We start from the raw sequence: 16,314 nt of genomic DNA, 5'->3' as shown, positions 1-16,314 counted from the left end.
GCCGACCATGACACGTTTCCTGCGTGCCTGGGCGCATCTGGAGGAGGGCCTGGTGGCCTTCCTCCTCGCCCTCATGACCCTGGTGACCTTCAGCTACGTGATGGTCAACAACCTCTATACCGTCTTCTACGATGCGGCGGACCTGTTTCCGTTCGCGGAAACACCGCTCTTCGCGATCGGTGATTTCATCATCGACCTGGCCCAGGAGATGACCTGGAGCATCGCTTTGACCAAAGCGTGCTTCGCCTGGCTGATCTTCCTGGGTATCGCCTACATCGTGCGCATCGGCGCCAACATCGGCGTCGACCTGCTCGTCAGGCTGCTGCCGGAGCGTGCACGACGCGGCGTGGGCATCCTCACCTGCCTGATCTGTATCGCCTATACCGCACTGTTCGCCGTCTCCAGCTACAGCTGGGTCATGGCGCTGATGCGTGCGGGCATCGGTGCCGAGGACCTCGACCAGTACGGGGTTCTGCAGTGGCACATCACGATCATCGTGCCGATCGGTTTCACCCTGGTGCTGATACGCCTGATCGAAGTGCTGATACGGATGCTGCGCGGCCGGCAGATCACCATGGAACTGAGCAACGAATCCACCGACGCCCTGAAACTCCAGGACGAAGCCGGCACTGAGGAGAAGTCGACATGACCATCGCCTTTCTGTTCGTGGTGCTCTTCGGCCTGCTCTTCATCAACGTGCCGATCGCGTTTTCGCTGGGCATCGCCAGCTCGCTGACCATCATGCTGTTCAGCCAGGATTCGCTGAGCTCGTTGGCTATCAAGCTGTTCGAGACCTCCGAACATTACACCCTGCTGGCGATCCCGTTCTTCATTCTCGCCGGCGCCTTCATGACCAGCGGCGGCGTGGCGAGACGCCTGATCAATTTCGCCAACGCCTGCGTCGGCCACATCCGCGGCGGCCTGGCGATCGCCTCGGTGCTCGCCTGCGTGATGTTCGCGGCCCTTTCCGGTTCATCTCCGGCCACGGTCGCCGCCGTCGGTTCGGTGGTCATCGCCGGGATGGCGCGATCTGGCTACACCAAGGATTTTGCCACCGGCATCGTCTGCAACGCCGGCACTCTGGGCATCCTGATCCCGCCCTCCATCGTGATGGTGGTCTACGCCACGGTCACCGAAAGCTCCGTCGGCAAGATCTTCGTCGCGGGCATCGTACCCGGTCTGTTGCTGGGCCTGATCCTGATGGTCGCGATCTACATCGTCGCTCGGATCAAGAAGATGCCAGCCCTGCCGCGTCCGTCGGTCGGCGAGTTCCTCGCCACCGCCCGCAAGGCGAGCTGGGGGCTGCTGACCATCGTGATCGTGCTGGGCGGCATCTACGGCGGGTTCTTCACGCCAACCGAAGCCGCTGCCGTGGCCGCGGTCTATGCCGGCTTCGTCGCGCTGTTCGTCTATCGCGACATCACCATCAGGCAGTGTCCCGGCGTGCTGCTCGACGCCGCCAAGCTGTCGGTGGTGCTGATGTTCATCATCGCCAACGCGATGCTGTTCGCCCATGTCCTGACCACGGAGCAGATCCCGCAGACCATCACGGCGTGGGTCGTTGAACAAGGTTTCTCGCCGATCACCTTTCTGCTGGTGGTGAATATCGTGCTACTGGCGGCGGGGTCGTTCATGGAACCGTCGGCGATCATTCTGATCCTGGCCCCGATCCTGTTCCCGGTCGCCGCCCAATTGGGCATCGACCCGATCCACTTCGGCATCATCATGGTGGTCAACATGGAGATCGGCCTGGTGACGCCACCGGTGGGCCTGAACCTGTTCGTGGCTTCGGCCGTCACCGGCATGCCGTTGACGCGCACGATCCGAGCGGCAACGCCGTGGCTGTTCCTGCTGCTCGGCTTCCTGCTGCTGGTGACCTACGTGCCCTTCCTGTCACTCGGTTTGCCGAACTGGCTGGGGATGCCGTAGCGGACGAGACCAGTTCGCATACGACGCAACCATGGAGGGCGCCATCGCGGCGCCCTCTTCTTTTTCTCGCCCCGTTTTCACGGCGCCTCAAACGCCACCCCCTGCGAGGTCTGAGGCGTTACTTCAACCACCAGGACAGAATCAGCAGTAGCAGCAGTACGGTGGCGATGGCCTGCCACACGTTAGCCGGCTCCCGCCACGGACGCCGCCTTTCTTCGTCGCTTTTCGGAGCTGGGCGAAGATGGTAGGCAAGCTCCGTGATGCGACGGAACCTAAGCGCCCGCAGCGGATCGAGGGAGCGGCGCAGCGCATCGTCGAGATCACCGCTGATCGCCGGATTGCTCAAGTGCGCGCGCCGGTAGGTCATCTGCTCCAGATCGGTATGGCTACGCAGATGATTGGGCAGGAGGGTATAAGGCAAGTGACCGGTGAGCATCCAGTAGATAGTGGAAGCCAATGAATACTGGTCGCTGCGCCGACCGACCTCGGTGTCCAACGCGTACTCCGGCGCGCTGTGTTCGGTCAGCCCGACCTGACGCGCCAGTTGACGTGCTTCACCCTGAGCGTCGCCCTCGCGCTTGTGGCAAGCCCCGAAATCGGTCAGCAGCAGGTTACCATGCCGGTCGATCAGGATGTTGTCAGGGTGAATGTGCTGGTGTAGTACGTCGTGTCGGTGTAGCGCCTGCACTGCCTTGACCAATTGGCGCGCGATTTCGAGACGCTGCTCGAAACTGGCCTGGGGATGTCGTCCCAGCCACTCGGTCAATGTCTCGCCATCGACGTAGCTCATCAAGTAGTAGAGATAACGTCGTGGCCGAGCAGGTTCCATCACCTTGACCACGAACGGCGAGTTGACCCTTTCGACAACCCACTGCTGCAAGCCGAAGTGCTCGAGATAAACATTGCGCGTGGAGAGCTCGGGGCTGGGCGCTTTCATCACCATCTCGCGCCCGCTGCGCACGTCCCGTACACGGTAGAGTCGGGCCTTGGCGGTTCGGGACAGGATATCGACGACTTCCAGGCCGTCGAGCCGTTCGCCCTTGGACAACTCCGGCGGTACCGGTAGATGGTGAAAGACGCGCGGCGGCTCGTCCGGTTCATCGTCCGAGAGCCGATCGACACGTACCAGCTGGAAACAGAACTGGTTGGCGTTATATCCGCGCTCGATCGCCCTCTGGTTAGCTGCCTCGGCAAGACGCTCGCAAGCGGCGTCCAGGTCACTGACATCGGCCCGAATCAGTTGCACATACTCCGATGGCACCAGAGTGCCGCGGACCGCCTGGGTCATGAACAGGAACAGATCGCCCTGCTTGAGCGAAAAGGTGGAGTAGTCGATGTCCACGTGGCCATCCATCCCTAGCGCTCGGGAAGGATAGCGATATCCGCCCAGGTCGGTAACGTGATCCCGCGTCAGTTGCTCGAACTCCGCTCCCCGGATGCGGTAGACCAGGGTGTCACCCATGTGGAACAGGTGGGCGTCATGCTGATGAAAGATCATCGCCGACAGCGAGCAGATGTAACTTCCCCCTTCGATATAGCCGCTCTGACTGTGGCACCAGCTATTCAGGGCACGCAGCACGCGGGTCGCGGAGGTCTTGATGTCCCAGTGCTCAGGGGTCGAGTAGTAGTCGGCGAGGAATCCCCGCACACTGAGATCGCCGGCCTGCTTGGCGATCGAGTTACGCCAGGTGGAGTCGCTGATCAGCGCACAGCCACCCTTGGAGACCAACTGCTCGCCCTGAGGAACCTGAACCGACATCGAGCTACGATGACGATGCAGATCCGGTGCGACGAAGGCCTGACCATAGGTCAACGACAGTGAGCTTTTCGACAACGGCTTTCTCCCGATTGGTCGACGAATGGTAAGGGATGTCCCTGCCCCGGGGGCCGACACCACCAGCGACATCGGCGTCTCGATGTCGATATTTCCGGATGGCGGTTCGTGGCCCGGGTTGGTAATCGGCCTAGCCTGTTCGTATAATTCCCCGGATTTTCGCCCGCTGGTGTTCAACCTGCAAACCGCAAGGACTCAACGATGAGTTTCGACAAGATTCCCGCCGGAAAGGATCTCCCCAACGACGTGTACGTGGCGATCGAGATTCCCGCCAACCACGCACCGATCAAGTATGAAATCGACAAGGAGATGGACGCACTGGTGGTCGACCGCTTCATGGCCACGCCGATGTTCTATCCAGCCAACTACGGTTTCATCCCGAACACACTGGCCGACGATGGCGACCCTCTCGACGCTCTGGTGGTCACGCCCTACCCGGTTCAGCCAGGTAGCGTGATCCGCGCCCGCCCGGTGGGTGTGCTGAACATGTCGGACGAAGCCGGCGAGGACGCCAAGCTGGTATGCGTGCCCCACGAGAAGCTGAGCGCGCTCTACGACGACGTGCACGAGGTCACGGACCTGCCCGAGCTGCTGCGTCAGCAGATCGCCCACTTCTTCGAGAACTACAAGGATCTCGAGAAAGGCAAGTGGGTCAAGATCGACTCCTGGGACGGCGCCGACGCGGCCCGCAAGGCCATCGAGAAAGCCGTCAGCGCCTACGAGAACGAATAACGACGAGGAGGCGTGCTTAGCTCGCCATCAGACAACGCCGCCCCGGTCGCTGACCGGAGCGGCGTTCTGCATTGCAGGCGACGAAAGGTCCGTATGGATGACACTCAGAGCCGACTGCGGATCTTCTCGACAAGTTGGGACGCCCGCACCGTGTAGTTGGCCATCATCAGCGAATGATTGGCGAACAGTCCAAACCCGGAGCCGTTGAGAATGACCGGACTCCAGACGCGGGCCTGAGAACTCTTCAACTCCGCGACGAGCTGGTCGAAATCGGCACCGACGCCGCTGCCATCGATCACGTCGGCATAGTCGATCCTGGCGGCCTGCAGCAGTTGCGCCAGCGCCCAGGTCGTTCCACGCGCCTCGAAGAACACATTGTCGATTCGAAGCCAGGGCGTGCTGTCGGTCTGCTGATCGCCATTCGGCGACTGGCCAACGTTGGCAGCCAGTTGCCGGGTCTGGGTCCGCAACCGCTGCTGGACCTGGGCCAGCCACTCGGTCAGCGCTGCGGCATCGGGCACAGCAGCCGGCTCGGTCGATGCCGCCGCATCCTGGGTCGGGGCGCCCGGTCCGGCACTGTTTTCCAGTGCGGTGAAAGCTTCGCCCAGATTATTGCGCGCCGATTTCAGGAGAGTCTCGGACGCTGGCCAGCGCCAGCTGTCGAGATCGCCGCCCAGCGACTCGCTGGCCTGGCTCAAGGGCGCATTACCCACGGTCAGCGCGCCGCCCAGCATGGCGACCGCGTCGCGCACCTGTCGAGTGACGCCCGCCTCCCAGTTGGGCATGTTGTCGAGCCACAGCCCCGGTGGCATCACGTCATTGCGCAGGTAACCGCCCGGCTTGTGGAGCAGCGTATCCAGAATCGCGATATTGCTGGCCAGCAAGGCTTCGCCCGGCGGCACCGGTTTCTCCCCTCCGCCGGTATCGACACTCTGGGGGAAGCCCCGCTGCATCTCGACCGCCTGCTTCGGGTCCATGGGCGCGGGCGTCCAGCTCCACCAGATACCGAGAACGATACAGACCAGCAGGTAGATGGCGACCAACCCCACCAACGGCTTCCAGATCCAGCCGTACTGAGGCGTTTCGAGAACCTCGGTGCGCGACAGTGGCGCCTTCTTCTTGCGAAATAGAGCCATGGACGATCCTTGTCATTTCGAGAGGTTGGAAAACATGTCGAGAAAGGCCATCTGCGGTAGCCAGGCTCGACCGGAACGGGGTTGGGAGACGATATGACTCTATCCTATCATGCTCCCCGTAACGCGCAGCCCGCCTTTCGCTGCATGCCGGGCCGGGCCCACCGGTGGGATCGATGGCACTTTTCCGCGCCCGCACGATCGAAAGACGCATCGATTCACACTGCTTTGCCGCCAACGCCAGCCCGTCAGGGCCAAGCCTCAACCGTCGTCGGGATACCCATTAACGAATGTCGCGTTTCTACCGGTTGGTTTTGATGTTTTGCTGCTGTCTGTCGGTGCCGCTGGGCGCTGCCCACGCCGATGCCCTTCAACGGGAACGGCAGCCCCCGTTCGCCCAGAGCGACGCGCAGTTTCTCGCGGTCGATCAGGCATTCCACGCTTACGCCTGGCATGACGATGAACGCGTCTACGTCGGCATGCGCAACGAACCGGGCCACTATCTCTATCGCCACCGTTTCGCGCTGGAGAGCCGTCAACCCGGCGTGACGCTGGGCAAGCTCGACCTGCCGCCGGGCGAGTTCAAGCACGATCCGTACCTGGGCGACGTGCATGTCTTTCACGACCAGGTCGAGATCAGCGCGCCGCTATCGAAAGTCGAGGACGCCGCCGATACCCATCGCTCGATCCCCATCACCCTCACCTTCCAGGGCTGCGCCGACGCGGGGCTCTGTTACCCTCCCGAACACTGGAAGCTGGAGGCCAAGACCGGCCCGCCGCCAGCGGCATATACCGACGCGACCCGTGACGCCAAGGCTTCGCCGATCGGGCAGGATGCCGGCGATCCTTTTTCGGCATCCGGCGGCGACGTGCCACTCGCCAACCCCGCCCGCGCCTCCGATGGCGTCCAGTCGACCCCGGCCCCGATACCTGCGGCCGGCGAGTCCTCGACGCTCTCCAATGCCGGTGCCGACGGCCAATTCCGGTCACTGCTCGACGCCGGCATTGGCCTGAGCGCCCTGGGTCTGTTCTTCCTCGCCGGACTGGGGCTGACCTTCACCCCCTGCGTGCTCCCCATGCTGCCGATCCTGACCGCCATCATCGTGGGCCAGAACGCCCGGCGAGGGCGCGCGCTGGCGCTGTCGGCAAGCTACGTCGCCGGCATGGTCGTTACATTCACCCTGCTCGGCACGCTGATGGGCATGTTCGGCGCTTCGCTCAATCTGCAGGCCCGGCTCCAGTCGGGCTGGGTACTGATCCCCTTCGCGCTGCTGTTCGCACTGTTCGCGATCGCGATGTTCGGCGCTTTCGACCTGCGCCTGCCCAGCGCGATCGGCCAGCGGGTCGACGCCTGGCAGAACCGGCTCCAGCGTAGCGGCCCAGCGGGACTGGCAGCGGCCGGCGCCCTGTCGGTACTGGTGGTGTCACCATGTGTTTCCGCACCGTTGGCCGGCGCGCTGGTGTTCATCTCCACCACCGGCGAGACGCTGGGCGGCGCGTTGGCGCTATTGGCACTCGCGCTGGGGATGGGCGTGCCGCTGATTCTGGTCGGTACCTTTGGTGGGCAGTGGTTGCCTCGTACCGGCGCCTGGATGCAGGGCGTCAAGGCAATGTTCGGCGTGATGCTGCTCGGCGTCGCCATCTGGCTGATCGAACGCTTGCTGCCCGGCCCTATCGGCCTGCTGCTGTGGGGCGCGTTGACGCTGGGGTGCGCACTGGCACTCGGCGCGCTGGATATGAAAACCGCTGCCGGCTGGCCACGGGCACGCCAGGCGGCGGGCTGGGCGCTGCTGGTGTGGGGCACGGCGATGATATGGGGTGCGGCCCAGGGCGGTGGCGATCCGTTGCAGCCCCTGACCGGAATTGATGCACGAACGGCGTCGGACGTGGCGCGCCCCACCTTCCAGACGGTCGACGATCTCGACCAGCTCGATGCGGCGCTGGCGTCGGCCCGCGCCGCGGGACGCCCGGTCATGGTCGACGTCAGCGCCGACTGGTGCATTTCGTGCAAGGTGATGGAACAGAGGGTATTCCCCGAGCCAGCCGTGGCCGATCGTCTGGCCGACTTCACACTACTTCGCGCCGATGTCACCCGGGATGTGGCCGCCAGCCGGGAACTGCTCGATCGCTACAGCCTGTTCGGGCCGCCGGGACTGCTGTTCTTCACCGACGGGAAGGAGATCCGCGACGCACGCGTCCAGGGCGAAATCGATGCCTCGGCACTGGCCAGCCACCTGGAGGCGGTGCAGCGACGGGTGCGGGACACCGGACCTGTCGGCCCGACGCGTGATTCTTAGCCCGTGGCCATGTGTTACCGAACATCGTTCGATGGTCAGGGTGGACACCCCCAGTCTTTTTCGGCAAACTTCGACACCAACGAAAACGGTGCGCCGAAGACGCCATCTTGCAGCAAAGTGACGCGATCTCGGCAATTCATGAACGGGTTAACAGCGCAAGGACGGTCATGGCTAGACTCCTGGTTCTCAATGGTCCCAACCTGAATCTGCTCGGCACTCGCGAGCCGGCGGTGTATGGCACGACCACGCTGGAGGATATCCGGGTGCGCCTGACCGAGCGCGCGCTGAGCACCGGTCATCAACTCGAGTGGCTACAATCCAACGCCGAATACGAGCTGGTCGAGCGCGTGCACCGCGCAAGGCAGGAGAACATCGATTTCATCCTGCTCAACCCTGCTGCCTTCACGCATACCAGCGTGGCGTTGCGCGATGCGCTGACCGGGGTCGATATCCCGTTCATCGAACTGCATCTCTCCAACGTGCACGCCCGCGAGCCCTTCCGCGCCCACTCCTATTTCACCGACGTCGCCCGAGGCGTCATCGCCGGGTTTGGAGCCGAGAGCTATACCCTCGCGTTGGAAGCCGCACTTTCGCAACTGGATCGCGCCTGAGTCTTTATCTGCCGAAGGGCACTCGGTGACTGGCACCATCGCGGTCAGCCGTCACATTCAACCGTCACATTCAACCAAGCCGAGACATCGCCATGGATATACGCAAGGTCAAGAAACTCATCGAACTCCTGGAAGAGTCCAACATCAGCGAAATCGAAATCCAGGAAGGTGAGGAGTCAGTTCGCATCAGTCGCCATCCCAATGGCTTCGGTGCCATGCAGCAGCCGATGGTCATGCCGCAAACCATGGCACCGGCAGCCCAGGGGCCCAGTGCAGCAGCCACGCCGGCACCGGATCCCGCCGAGCCGGCTCCCGTGCAGCCTACGGGCCACGCGGTGACCTCCCCCATGGTCGGGACTTTCTATCGGTCGCCGGCACCGGGCGCCAAGGCGTTCGTCGAAGCCGGTCAGAGCGTCAAGAAGGGCGATACCGTGTGTATCGTCGAAGCGATGAAGATGATGAACCAGATCGAAGCCGACAAGGATGGCGTGATCGAAGCGATCCTGGTCGAGGATGGCGAGCCGGTCGAGTTCGACCAGCCGATGATCATCATCAACTAAGGCCACACGAGCGAAACCATCATGTTGGACAAGGTACTCATCGCCAACCGCGGCGAGATCGCCCTCCGCGTCCTGCGCGCCTGCAAGGAACTGGGGATCAAGACCGTGGCGGTTCATTCCAAGGCCGACCGCGAACTGATGCATGTGCGTCTGGCAGACGAGGCCGTCTGTATCGGCCCTGCCGCCTCGGCTCAGTCCTATCTCAATATTCCCGCCCTGATCAGTGCGGCGGAAGTCACCGACTCGAGCGCCATTCACCCCGGTTACGGCTTCCTGTCCGAGAACGCCAACTTCGCCGAGCAGGTCGAGCGCTCCGGTTTCACCTTCGTCGGGCCGAGGGCGGAAACCATTCGCCTCATGGGTGACAAGGTCAGCGCGATCAACGCCATGAAGGCGGCCGGCGTGCCGACGGTTCCCGGCTCCGATGGGCCATTGCCGGACGACGACACCGAGATTCGCCGCATCGCCGGTCGTATCGGTTACCCGGTGATCATCAAGGCGGCAGCCGGCGGCGGCGGTCGCGGCATGCGCGTCGTGCGCAACGACGACGAGGTCGCCAAGGCGGCCAGCGTGACTCGCTCGGAGGCCGCAGCGGCGTTCGGCGACGGCACCGTCTATATGGAGAAGTTCCTCGAGAATCCACGCCACGTCGAGGTGCAGGTTCTCGCCGACGGCCAGGGCAACGCCATCCATCTGTACGACCGTGACTGCTCCCTTCAGCGCCGTCACCAGAAGGTGCTCGAGGAAGCGCCAGCGCCGCATCTCGATCCCGAGGCTCGCGCCAAGGTGCTGAAGTCATGCACCGACGCCTGCATCGAAATCAACTATCGGGGTGCGGGAACCTTCGAGTTTCTCTACGAGAACGGCGAGTTCTTCTTCATCGAGATGAATACCCGCGTTCAGGTAGAGCACCCCGTGACGGAGATGGTCACCGGCGTCGACATCGTCAAGGAACAGCTTCGCATCGCCTGCGGTCAACCGCTATCGCTCAAGCAGTCCGACGTCGAGCTGCGCGGTCATGCGTTCGAGTGCCGCATCAATGCCGAGGACTCCCGCACCTTCATGCCCTCCCCCGGCAAGATCGACCTCTATCACCCGCCCGGCGGCCTGGGCGTGCGCATGGACTCTCACATCTATACCGGCTACAGCGTGCCGCCCTATTACGACTCGCTGATCGGCAAGCTGATCACCTGGGGCGCGGACCGCGATATCGCACTGGTCAGAATGCGCAACGCACTCGACGAACTGCTGGTCGAAGGCATCAAGACCAATATCGATCTGCAGAAGGACCTGGTTCGCGATAGCGCCTTCCAGCGTGGAGGCGTCAATATCCACTACCTGGAGAAGAAGCTCGGCCTCAGCTGAACCTGAGCTATCCCGACGGGGCGGCCTATCCTGCGATAGCTCGCCCCGTTTTCGTCACCGCCGTCAATCCGGAGATCGACTCATGGCGTGGCTACAACTCAAGGCATCCATCGCCCCCGAGCAGGCCGAATGGCTGGAGGAACTGCTGCTGGCCGAGGGTGCCAGCGCGATCACCCTGCAGGACGCTCACGACGAACCGGTCTTCGAGCCCGACCGGGGAGCCACCCCCTTGTGGCGAGAGACCGTGCTCACCGGCCTCTACGACGATCTTCCCGGCGTCGAGGCAATGATCGAGCGTGTCCAGCGAGCCTGGTCGGAGCAGTCCCCCGACGATCCCGCACCGCAGATCGAGTACGAACTGCTGGCCGACCGCGACTGGGAGCGTGAGTGGATGGACGGCTTCGAACCCCTGCAAATGGGCCGTCGGTTGTGGATCGTGCCCAGTTGGCACCAGGCCCCGGACCCCGATGCCGTTAATCTGCTGCTCGACCCCGGTCTTGCTTTCGGCACCGGCACCCATCCCACCACGGCGCTCTGCCTCGGCTGGCTCGATACCCAGGATCTCGCGCAACGACAGGTCCTGGATTACGGCTGCGGTTCTGGCATCCTGGCGATCGCCGCGCTCAAGCTCGGTGCCGATACCGCCGTCGGTGTCGATATCGACCCCCAGGCACTCCAGGCGAGCCGGGGCAACGCCGAACGCAATCGGATCGATGAGTCCAGCCTGATCCTCGATTATCCGGAAAGGATCGGCCAGGGGCAGTTCGACGTGGTCGTCGCCAATATCCTCGCCGGCCCCCTGGTCGACATGGCGGCAACGATCGCCGACCGGGTCAAACCCGATGGCCATCTGGCGCTCTCCGGCATTCTGGCCACGCAGGCAGATGCCGTGCTGGACGCCTACCGGGCTCAGGGCCTGCGCATGGAGGAACCTCAGGAGAAGGAAGGCTGGGTTCTCCTCATCGGACATCGATCGGCCTGAACGTTACACGACCGGCCTACCATGGGCTCATGCCGGCGGCCGGTTTCATGCCGAAGCGGTCTGACATGAACGATTTTCATACACACCTGGGCGCGCTTTGCGGCTTAGGTCGTGAGTCGGCAAACAGCGCTTCAACAAAGCTGGAGTGGCCGGTATCATAGCCTCCCCGTTTTGCCTGAGCCCCTGTAACGATGCGTGATTCCGTGTCACCGCAGACCGATCGCCCGTTACCCCGCATCGGCCATCACACGCTACCCAATCGCGTGATCCTGGCCCCCATGGCCGGGGTGACCGACCGCCCTTTCCGCCAGCTTTGTCGCGAATTGGGCGCAGGTCTCGTGGTATCGGAAATGGTCACCGCCGATAGCCGACTCTGGCACACCCGGAAATCCCGGCAGCGCATGATCCATCGCGGCGAGCCAGGACCAAGGTCTGTGCAGATCGCCGGCGGCGACCCGCAGATGCTGGCCGAGGCAGCACGGCTCAATGCCGACGCTGGCGCCGAAATCATCGATATCAACATGGGTTGCCCAGCCAAGAAAGTCTGCAACAAGGCGGCGGGGTCCGCGCTGTTGCGAGACGAACGCCTGGTAGCCGATATCCTCGAGGCCGTGGTCGCGGCGGTCGATATCCCGGTCACGCTGAAGATTCGCACCGGCTGGTGTGCGCAGACCCGCAATGCAGAGCGTGTCGCCAGCCTCGCCGAAAATGCCGGTATCGCAGCCCTGGCCGTTCACGGCCGAACCCGTGAGCAGCGCTATACCGGCGCCGCGGAGTACGACACCATCGCCGCGATCAAGCAGCGCGTGTCGATACCGGTCTTCGCCAACGGCGACGTGACCACGCCGCAGCGCGCTGCGGAAGTGCTCGCCTACACCGGCGCCGATGCGGTGATGATCGGGCGCGGCGCCCAGGGCAACCCGTGGCTGTTCCGGGAGATCGAACACTACCTGCGTACCGGTCTCGAACACGCACCACCGAACGCGGACGAGATCGCCACCACCATGGGACGTCATCTACGGGCACTCCATGAGCACTATGGCGACTATCTCGGCGTCAGGGTGGCTCGCAAGCATGTCGGTTGGTACCTTGCCTCATACGACCCGAGCCGGGCCTACCGCTCTCGCTTCAATCGTCTCGAGCAGACCCAACAACAATTCGAGTTTCTTCATGAACTCTTTCGCGGTGACGCCGCCGCGATCGGTAATGGAATCCACGCAGCATGAATAGCCGGCAGCCTTTAGCTCTCGATGGTGAGTCATCCGCCGAGATCGACTCCCTTCAAATGCCCGATGCGCTATCCCACACAACGCTCAGAGAGTGTGTCGAGCGAGTCATGGAACGCTACTTCTCTCACCTCGAGGGTGAATCCGTATCGAATCTCTACGGGATGGTGCTGGCGGAAGTCGAGGCACCTCTCCTCGAAGTCGTGATGCGCAACGTGGGAGGCAATCAGACTCGCGCCGCCGAGCTGCTTGGCCTCAATCGCGGCACGCTGCGCAAGAAGCTCAAGCAGTACGACCTGATGTGAACTCTCTCTCGCTTCGCCCGAGCGAAGCGCCACCCGGACGCGCGACGCTGCCGACGACCCGAGGGTCTCCTGGCTGCGCTAGCCGTCTCATCGCACAAGAGTGGACTGGCATGTCTCAACCCCCTGCTTCTACCGCCCCCCGCCCCGTCCGTCGCGCCCTGCTCAGCGTGTCCGACAAGACCGGCGTCGTCGAATTCGCTCGCCAACTGACCTCGCTGGGTGTCGAACTTCTGTCGACTGGCGGTACCTATCGCCTGCTACGGGAGAGCGGTATCGCGGTCACCGAAGTCTCCGAGCACACCGGCTTTCCGGAGATCATGGATGGACGCGTCAAGACGCTGCACCCCAAGATTCACGGTGGCATTCTCGGACGTCGCGGGCAGGACGACGCGGTCATGACGGAGCACGGTATCGACCCGATCGATATGGTCGTCGTCAACCTCTACCCTTTCGAACAAACCGTGGCCAAATCCGACTGCACCCTGGAAGACGCCGTCGAGAACATCGATATCGGCGGCCCGACGATGGTTCGGGCCTGTGCCAAGAACCACGAGCACACCACGATCGTGGTCAGCGCCGAAGACTATTCCCGCGTACTGAAGGATATGGCCAGCCACGACGGCGGCGTCAGCCACAAGACCCGCTTCGATCTGGCGATCAAGGCGTTCGAGCATACCGCCGCCTATGACGCCGCCATTGCCAACTATTTCGGCCAGCGGGTCGGTAGCGGCGAGCCGGATTTTCCGCGCACGCTGTCGCTGCAGTTCACCAAGAAACAGGGCATGCGCTACGGCGAGAACCCGCACCAGAAAGCGGCCTTCTACGTCGAGTCAGACACGGCCGAGTCCGGTGCGCGGGAAGCCAGCATCGCCACCGCCGAGCAGCTTCAGGGCAAGGCGCTCTCGTTCAACAATGTCGCGGACACCGACGCGGCGCTTGAGTGCGTCAAATCCTTCACCAAGCCGGCCTGTGTCATCGTCAAGCACGCCAACCCGTGCGGCGTGGCGGTGGTGCCGGAAGATGAGGGCGGTATCCGCAAGGCCTATGACCTGGCCTTCGAGACCGATAGTGAATCCGCTTTCGGCGGCATCATCGCGTTCAACCGCGAGCTGGACGGCGACACCGCCAGCGCCATCGTCGCGCGCCAGTTCGTCGAGGTGATCATCGCACCGCGCATCTCTGCCGAGGCGCGCAAGGCGGTCGCCAGCAAGACCAACGTGCGTCTGCTCGAGTGCGGAGAGCTACCCGCGACAACCGCCGCCGGCTGGGACTACAAGCGTGTCAACGGTGGCCTGCTGGTGCAGGGCCGCGACACCGGCATGATCGGCGCCGACGATCTCCAGGTCGTCACCCGGCGCGCGCCCACCGAACAGGAGCTGCACGATCTCGTGTTCGCCTGGAAGGTCGCCAAGTTCGTCAAGTCCAACGCGATCGTCTACGCCAGCAAGCGCCAGACCATCGGCGTCGGCGCCGGCCAGATGAGCCGTGTCAATTCGGCACGTATCGCTGCGATCAAGGCCGAGCACGCCGGACTCCAGGTGGCCGGCTCGGTGATGGCCTCGGACGCCTTCTTCCCCTTTCGCGACGGTCTGGACAACGCTGCGGCGGCGGGTATCACCGCCGTCATCCAGCCCGGCGGCTCGATGCGCGACGAGGAAGTGATCGCCGCGGCCAACGAGGCCGACATCGCGATGGTGTTCACCGGGATGCGCCACTTCCGGCACTGACCCGCAAGCCTCGAAATAGCACTCCCCGGAAGGAAAAAACCGCGACCTTGTCGCGGTTTTTTTCACTCGAAGCCCGAAGCTCAGCCTTCATTGGTACCTAGATCGATACAGAGATACTTGGTCTCGAGGTATTCATCGAGACCGTACTTGGAGCCTTCGCGGCCCAATCCGGAGGCCTTGACGCCACCGAACGGCGCGCTGGCGTTGGAGATCAGGCCGGTGTTGATGCCGACCATGCCGTACTCGAGCGCTTCCGCCACCCGCCAGACGCGGCCGAGGTCCTTCGAGTAGAAATAGGATGCCAGCCCGAACTGGGTATCGTTGGCCAGCCGCATCGCCTCCTCCTCGGTCTCGAACGGGAACACCGCCGCCAGCGGACCGAAGGTCTCCTCGCTCGCCACCTTCATCTCCGGGGTGGCGTGGCTGATCAGCGTGGGCGAGAAGAAGCGCCCGCCGAGGGAGTGTTCGTGGCCGCCGAGCAGCAGCTGGGCCCCCTTGTCGGTGGCATCCTTGATGTGGTCGGTCACTTTGGCCACGGCATCGCCATCGATCAGCGGGCCGATGTTAACCCCGTCCTCGAATCCGTCGCCGACCTTGAGCTCACTGTTCATGGCTGCGGCCAGCTTTTCGCTGAACGCGTTGATCACGCTGGACTGGACCAGGAAGCGGTTAGTGCAGACGCACGTCTGGCCCGCGTTACGGAACTTGGAGGCGATGGCACCTTCGACCGCCGCGTCGAGGTCGGCGTCCTCGAACACCAGGAACGGCGCGTTGCCGCCGAGCTCCAGCGAGATCTTCTGGATATGCTGGGCAGCATTGGCCATCAAGGAGCTACCGACCTCGGTGGAGCCGGTGAAGGTGACCTTGCGTACCACGGAAGAGTCGGTCATCGCCTTGGCGATCTCGCTGGCCTTGCCTGGCACCACGTTGAAGACGCCGCGGGGAACACCGGCCTGCTCTGCCAGTGCGGCCAGCGCCGTCGCGGAGAACGGGGTCTGGCTGGCGGGCTTGATCACGATGGTGCAGCCCGCCGCCAGTGCGGCAGCCGCCTTGCGCGTGATCATCGACGAGGGGAAATTCCAAGGCGTGATGGCGCCGACGACGCCCACCGGCTGCTTGGTGACGACGATACGCTGCCGGGTGTTGGCCGCAGGGATGGTGTCGCCATAGATACGGCGTGCCTCCTCGGCGAACCAGCGCATGAAGCTCGCGGCGTAGACGATCTCCCCCGCCGCTTCCTTGACCGGCTTGCCCTGCTCGGCGGTCATGATCGCGGCCAGCTCATCCTTGTGCTCGAGCATCAGCTCGTACCACTTCATCAGGATATCGGCACGCTCCAGCGCCGTGTGATTGCGCCAGCCCGGCAGCGCCGCTTCCGCGGCTTCGATGGCGCGCTCGGTCTCGGCGCCCCCCAGGCGCGGCATGCGCCCGAGAATTTCGCCGTTGGCGGGGTTGTCGACGTCGATCTGCTCGCCGCTGTCGGCCGCGACCCAATTGCCATCGATATAGGCAAAGGGCCTGAACAGCGCACTCTCTTTAACGGATTGCATGATTCACTCCTTCCTGGATGTGCTCGCCGGAAGCGGGCGTGCCGCCTACCCGCCCGGCTGTTG

14 protein-coding genes are annotated in these 16,314 nt (G+C 63.5%); 11 read left to right on the top strand and 3 right to left on the bottom strand.

From position 1 onward, the window contains the following. The first annotated feature begins 7 nt into the window (after window positions 1-7). Both F0A16_RS03195 and F0A16_RS03190 read left to right on the top strand, forming a co-directional pair. Window positions 8-649, top strand: coding sequence for a TRAP transporter small permease (locus tag F0A16_RS03195; RefSeq protein WP_149433922.1), 642 nt, complete (start codon window positions 8-10; stop codon window positions 647-649). After that, window positions 646-1,929: a TRAP transporter large permease gene (locus F0A16_RS03190; protein WP_149433921.1), complete on the top strand. Its 1,284-nt coding sequence runs from the start codon at window positions 646-648 to the stop codon at window positions 1,927-1,929. The genes F0A16_RS03195 and F0A16_RS03190 overlap by 4 nt, the downstream gene beginning before the upstream one ends. 118 nt (window positions 1,930-2,047) lie before the next feature. Here the strand turns inward: F0A16_RS03190 and F0A16_RS03185 are convergent, their stop codons facing one another. After that, window positions 2,048-3,688 (bottom strand): bifunctional protein-serine/threonine kinase/phosphatase, encoded by a 1,641-nt coding sequence (locus tag F0A16_RS03185; protein ID WP_420853062.1) that lies wholly within the window; start codon window positions 3,686-3,688, stop codon window positions 2,048-2,050. Between the two features lie 276 nt (window positions 3,689-3,964). Here F0A16_RS03185 and ppa point away from each other — a divergent pair, with 276 nt between their 5' ends. Then, window positions 3,965-4,495 (top strand): inorganic diphosphatase, encoded by a 531-nt coding sequence (ppa, locus tag F0A16_RS03180; RefSeq protein ID WP_110598259.1) that lies wholly within the window; start codon window positions 3,965-3,967, stop codon window positions 4,493-4,495. Window positions 4,496-4,599: 104 nt separating this feature from the next. Here ppa and F0A16_RS03175 read toward each other — a convergent pair whose 3' ends face one another. Beyond that, complete coding sequence (locus F0A16_RS03175) at window positions 4,600-5,631, bottom strand: DUF2333 family protein (RefSeq protein WP_149433919.1); 1,032 nt, start codon at window positions 5,629-5,631, stop codon at window positions 4,600-4,602. Between the two features lie 287 nt (window positions 5,632-5,918). On the opposite strand from F0A16_RS03175, the gene dsbD reads away from it, so the two are divergent. The 8 genes from dsbD (at window position 5,919) to purH (ending at window position 14,701) form a co-directional block, all read left to right on the top strand. Then, window positions 5,919-7,925, top strand: a complete 2,007-nt coding sequence (gene dsbD, locus F0A16_RS03170) for a protein-disulfide reductase DsbD (RefSeq protein WP_149433918.1) — start codon at window positions 5,919-5,921, stop codon at window positions 7,923-7,925. Between the two features lie 167 nt (window positions 7,926-8,092). Then, window positions 8,093-8,536 (top strand): type II 3-dehydroquinate dehydratase, encoded by a 444-nt coding sequence (gene aroQ, locus F0A16_RS03165; protein ID WP_149433917.1) that lies wholly within the window; start codon window positions 8,093-8,095, stop codon window positions 8,534-8,536. Window positions 8,537-8,628: 92 nt separating this feature from the next. Continuing rightward, entirely contained in the window at window positions 8,629-9,096 is a 468-nt protein-coding gene (accB, locus tag F0A16_RS03160; RefSeq protein WP_149433916.1) for an acetyl-CoA carboxylase biotin carboxyl carrier protein, read from the top strand. A gap of 21 nt (window positions 9,097-9,117) precedes the next feature. After that, a complete protein-coding gene (gene accC / locus F0A16_RS03155) occupies window positions 9,118-10,461 on the top strand; it encodes an acetyl-CoA carboxylase biotin carboxylase subunit (RefSeq protein WP_149433915.1) in 1,344 nt (447 codons plus the stop codon). An 82-nt stretch (window positions 10,462-10,543) separates the two neighbouring features. Further along, window positions 10,544-11,443: a 50S ribosomal protein L11 methyltransferase gene (prmA, locus tag F0A16_RS03150; RefSeq protein WP_149433914.1), complete on the top strand. Its 900-nt coding sequence runs from the start codon at window positions 10,544-10,546 to the stop codon at window positions 11,441-11,443. A gap of 191 nt (window positions 11,444-11,634) precedes the next feature. Continuing rightward, the gene (gene dusB, locus F0A16_RS03145; protein WP_149433913.1) at window positions 11,635-12,669 is read left to right on the top strand and encodes a tRNA dihydrouridine synthase DusB; all 1,035 of its coding nucleotides are present in this window, start codon (window positions 11,635-11,637) and stop codon (window positions 12,667-12,669) included. A gap of 59 nt (window positions 12,670-12,728) precedes the next feature. Next, a complete protein-coding gene (gene fis, locus F0A16_RS03140; RefSeq protein WP_149434103.1) occupies window positions 12,729-12,974 on the top strand; it encodes a DNA-binding transcriptional regulator Fis in 246 nt (81 codons plus the stop codon). A gap of 110 nt (window positions 12,975-13,084) precedes the next feature. Then, window positions 13,085-14,701: a bifunctional phosphoribosylaminoimidazolecarboxamide formyltransferase/IMP cyclohydrolase gene (gene purH, locus F0A16_RS03135; protein ID WP_149433912.1), complete on the top strand. Its 1,617-nt coding sequence runs from the start codon at window positions 13,085-13,087 to the stop codon at window positions 14,699-14,701. 80 nt (window positions 14,702-14,781) lie between these two features. Here purH and F0A16_RS03130 read toward each other — a convergent pair whose 3' ends face one another. Further along, window positions 14,782-16,251: an NAD-dependent succinate-semialdehyde dehydrogenase gene (locus tag F0A16_RS03130; RefSeq protein WP_149433911.1), complete on the bottom strand. Its 1,470-nt coding sequence runs from the start codon at window positions 16,249-16,251 to the stop codon at window positions 14,782-14,784. Between the last annotated feature and the right edge of the window lie 63 nt (window positions 16,252-16,314).

This window comes from Salinicola corii (assembly GCF_008298015.1).
Classification (GTDB): Bacteria; Pseudomonadota; Gammaproteobacteria; order Pseudomonadales; family Halomonadaceae; genus Salinicola; species Salinicola corii.
Note: the sequence above shows the minus strand (reverse complement) of the source record. Positions and strands in the feature narration are given on the sequence as shown.

Coding starts and splice junctions, on each gene's coding strand:
- F0A16_RS03185 (WP_420853062.1), bottom strand. CDS start 3,688: ATGTCGGTTCAGGTTCCTCAGGGCGAGCAGTTGGTCTCCAAGGGTGGC.
- F0A16_RS03190 (WP_149433921.1), top strand. CDS start 646: ATGACCATCGCCTTTCTGTTCGTGGTGCTCTTCGGCCTGCTCTTCATC.
- F0A16_RS03175 (WP_149433919.1), bottom strand. CDS start 5,631: ATGGCTCTATTTCGCAAGAAGAAGGCGCCACTGTCGCGCACCGAGGTT.
- prmA (WP_149433914.1), top strand. CDS start 10,544: ATGGCGTGGCTACAACTCAAGGCATCCATCGCCCCCGAGCAGGCCGAA.
- dusB (WP_149433913.1), top strand. CDS start 11,635: ATGCGTGATTCCGTGTCACCGCAGACCGATCGCCCGTTACCCCGCATC.
- dsbD (WP_149433918.1), top strand. CDS start 5,919: ATGTCGCGTTTCTACCGGTTGGTTTTGATGTTTTGCTGCTGTCTGTCG.
- F0A16_RS03195 (WP_149433922.1), top strand. CDS start 8: ATGACACGTTTCCTGCGTGCCTGGGCGCATCTGGAGGAGGGCCTGGTG.
- accC (WP_149433915.1), top strand. CDS start 9,118: ATGTTGGACAAGGTACTCATCGCCAACCGCGGCGAGATCGCCCTCCGC.
- purH (WP_149433912.1), top strand. CDS start 13,085: ATGTCTCAACCCCCTGCTTCTACCGCCCCCCGCCCCGTCCGTCGCGCC.
- ppa (WP_110598259.1), top strand. CDS start 3,965: ATGAGTTTCGACAAGATTCCCGCCGGAAAGGATCTCCCCAACGACGTG.
- F0A16_RS03130 (WP_149433911.1), bottom strand. CDS start 16,251: ATGCAATCCGTTAAAGAGAGTGCGCTGTTCAGGCCCTTTGCCTATATC.
- aroQ (WP_149433917.1), top strand. CDS start 8,093: ATGGCTAGACTCCTGGTTCTCAATGGTCCCAACCTGAATCTGCTCGGC.
- fis (WP_149434103.1), top strand. CDS start 12,729: ATGCCCGATGCGCTATCCCACACAACGCTCAGAGAGTGTGTCGAGCGA.
- accB (WP_149433916.1), top strand. CDS start 8,629: ATGGATATACGCAAGGTCAAGAAACTCATCGAACTCCTGGAAGAGTCC.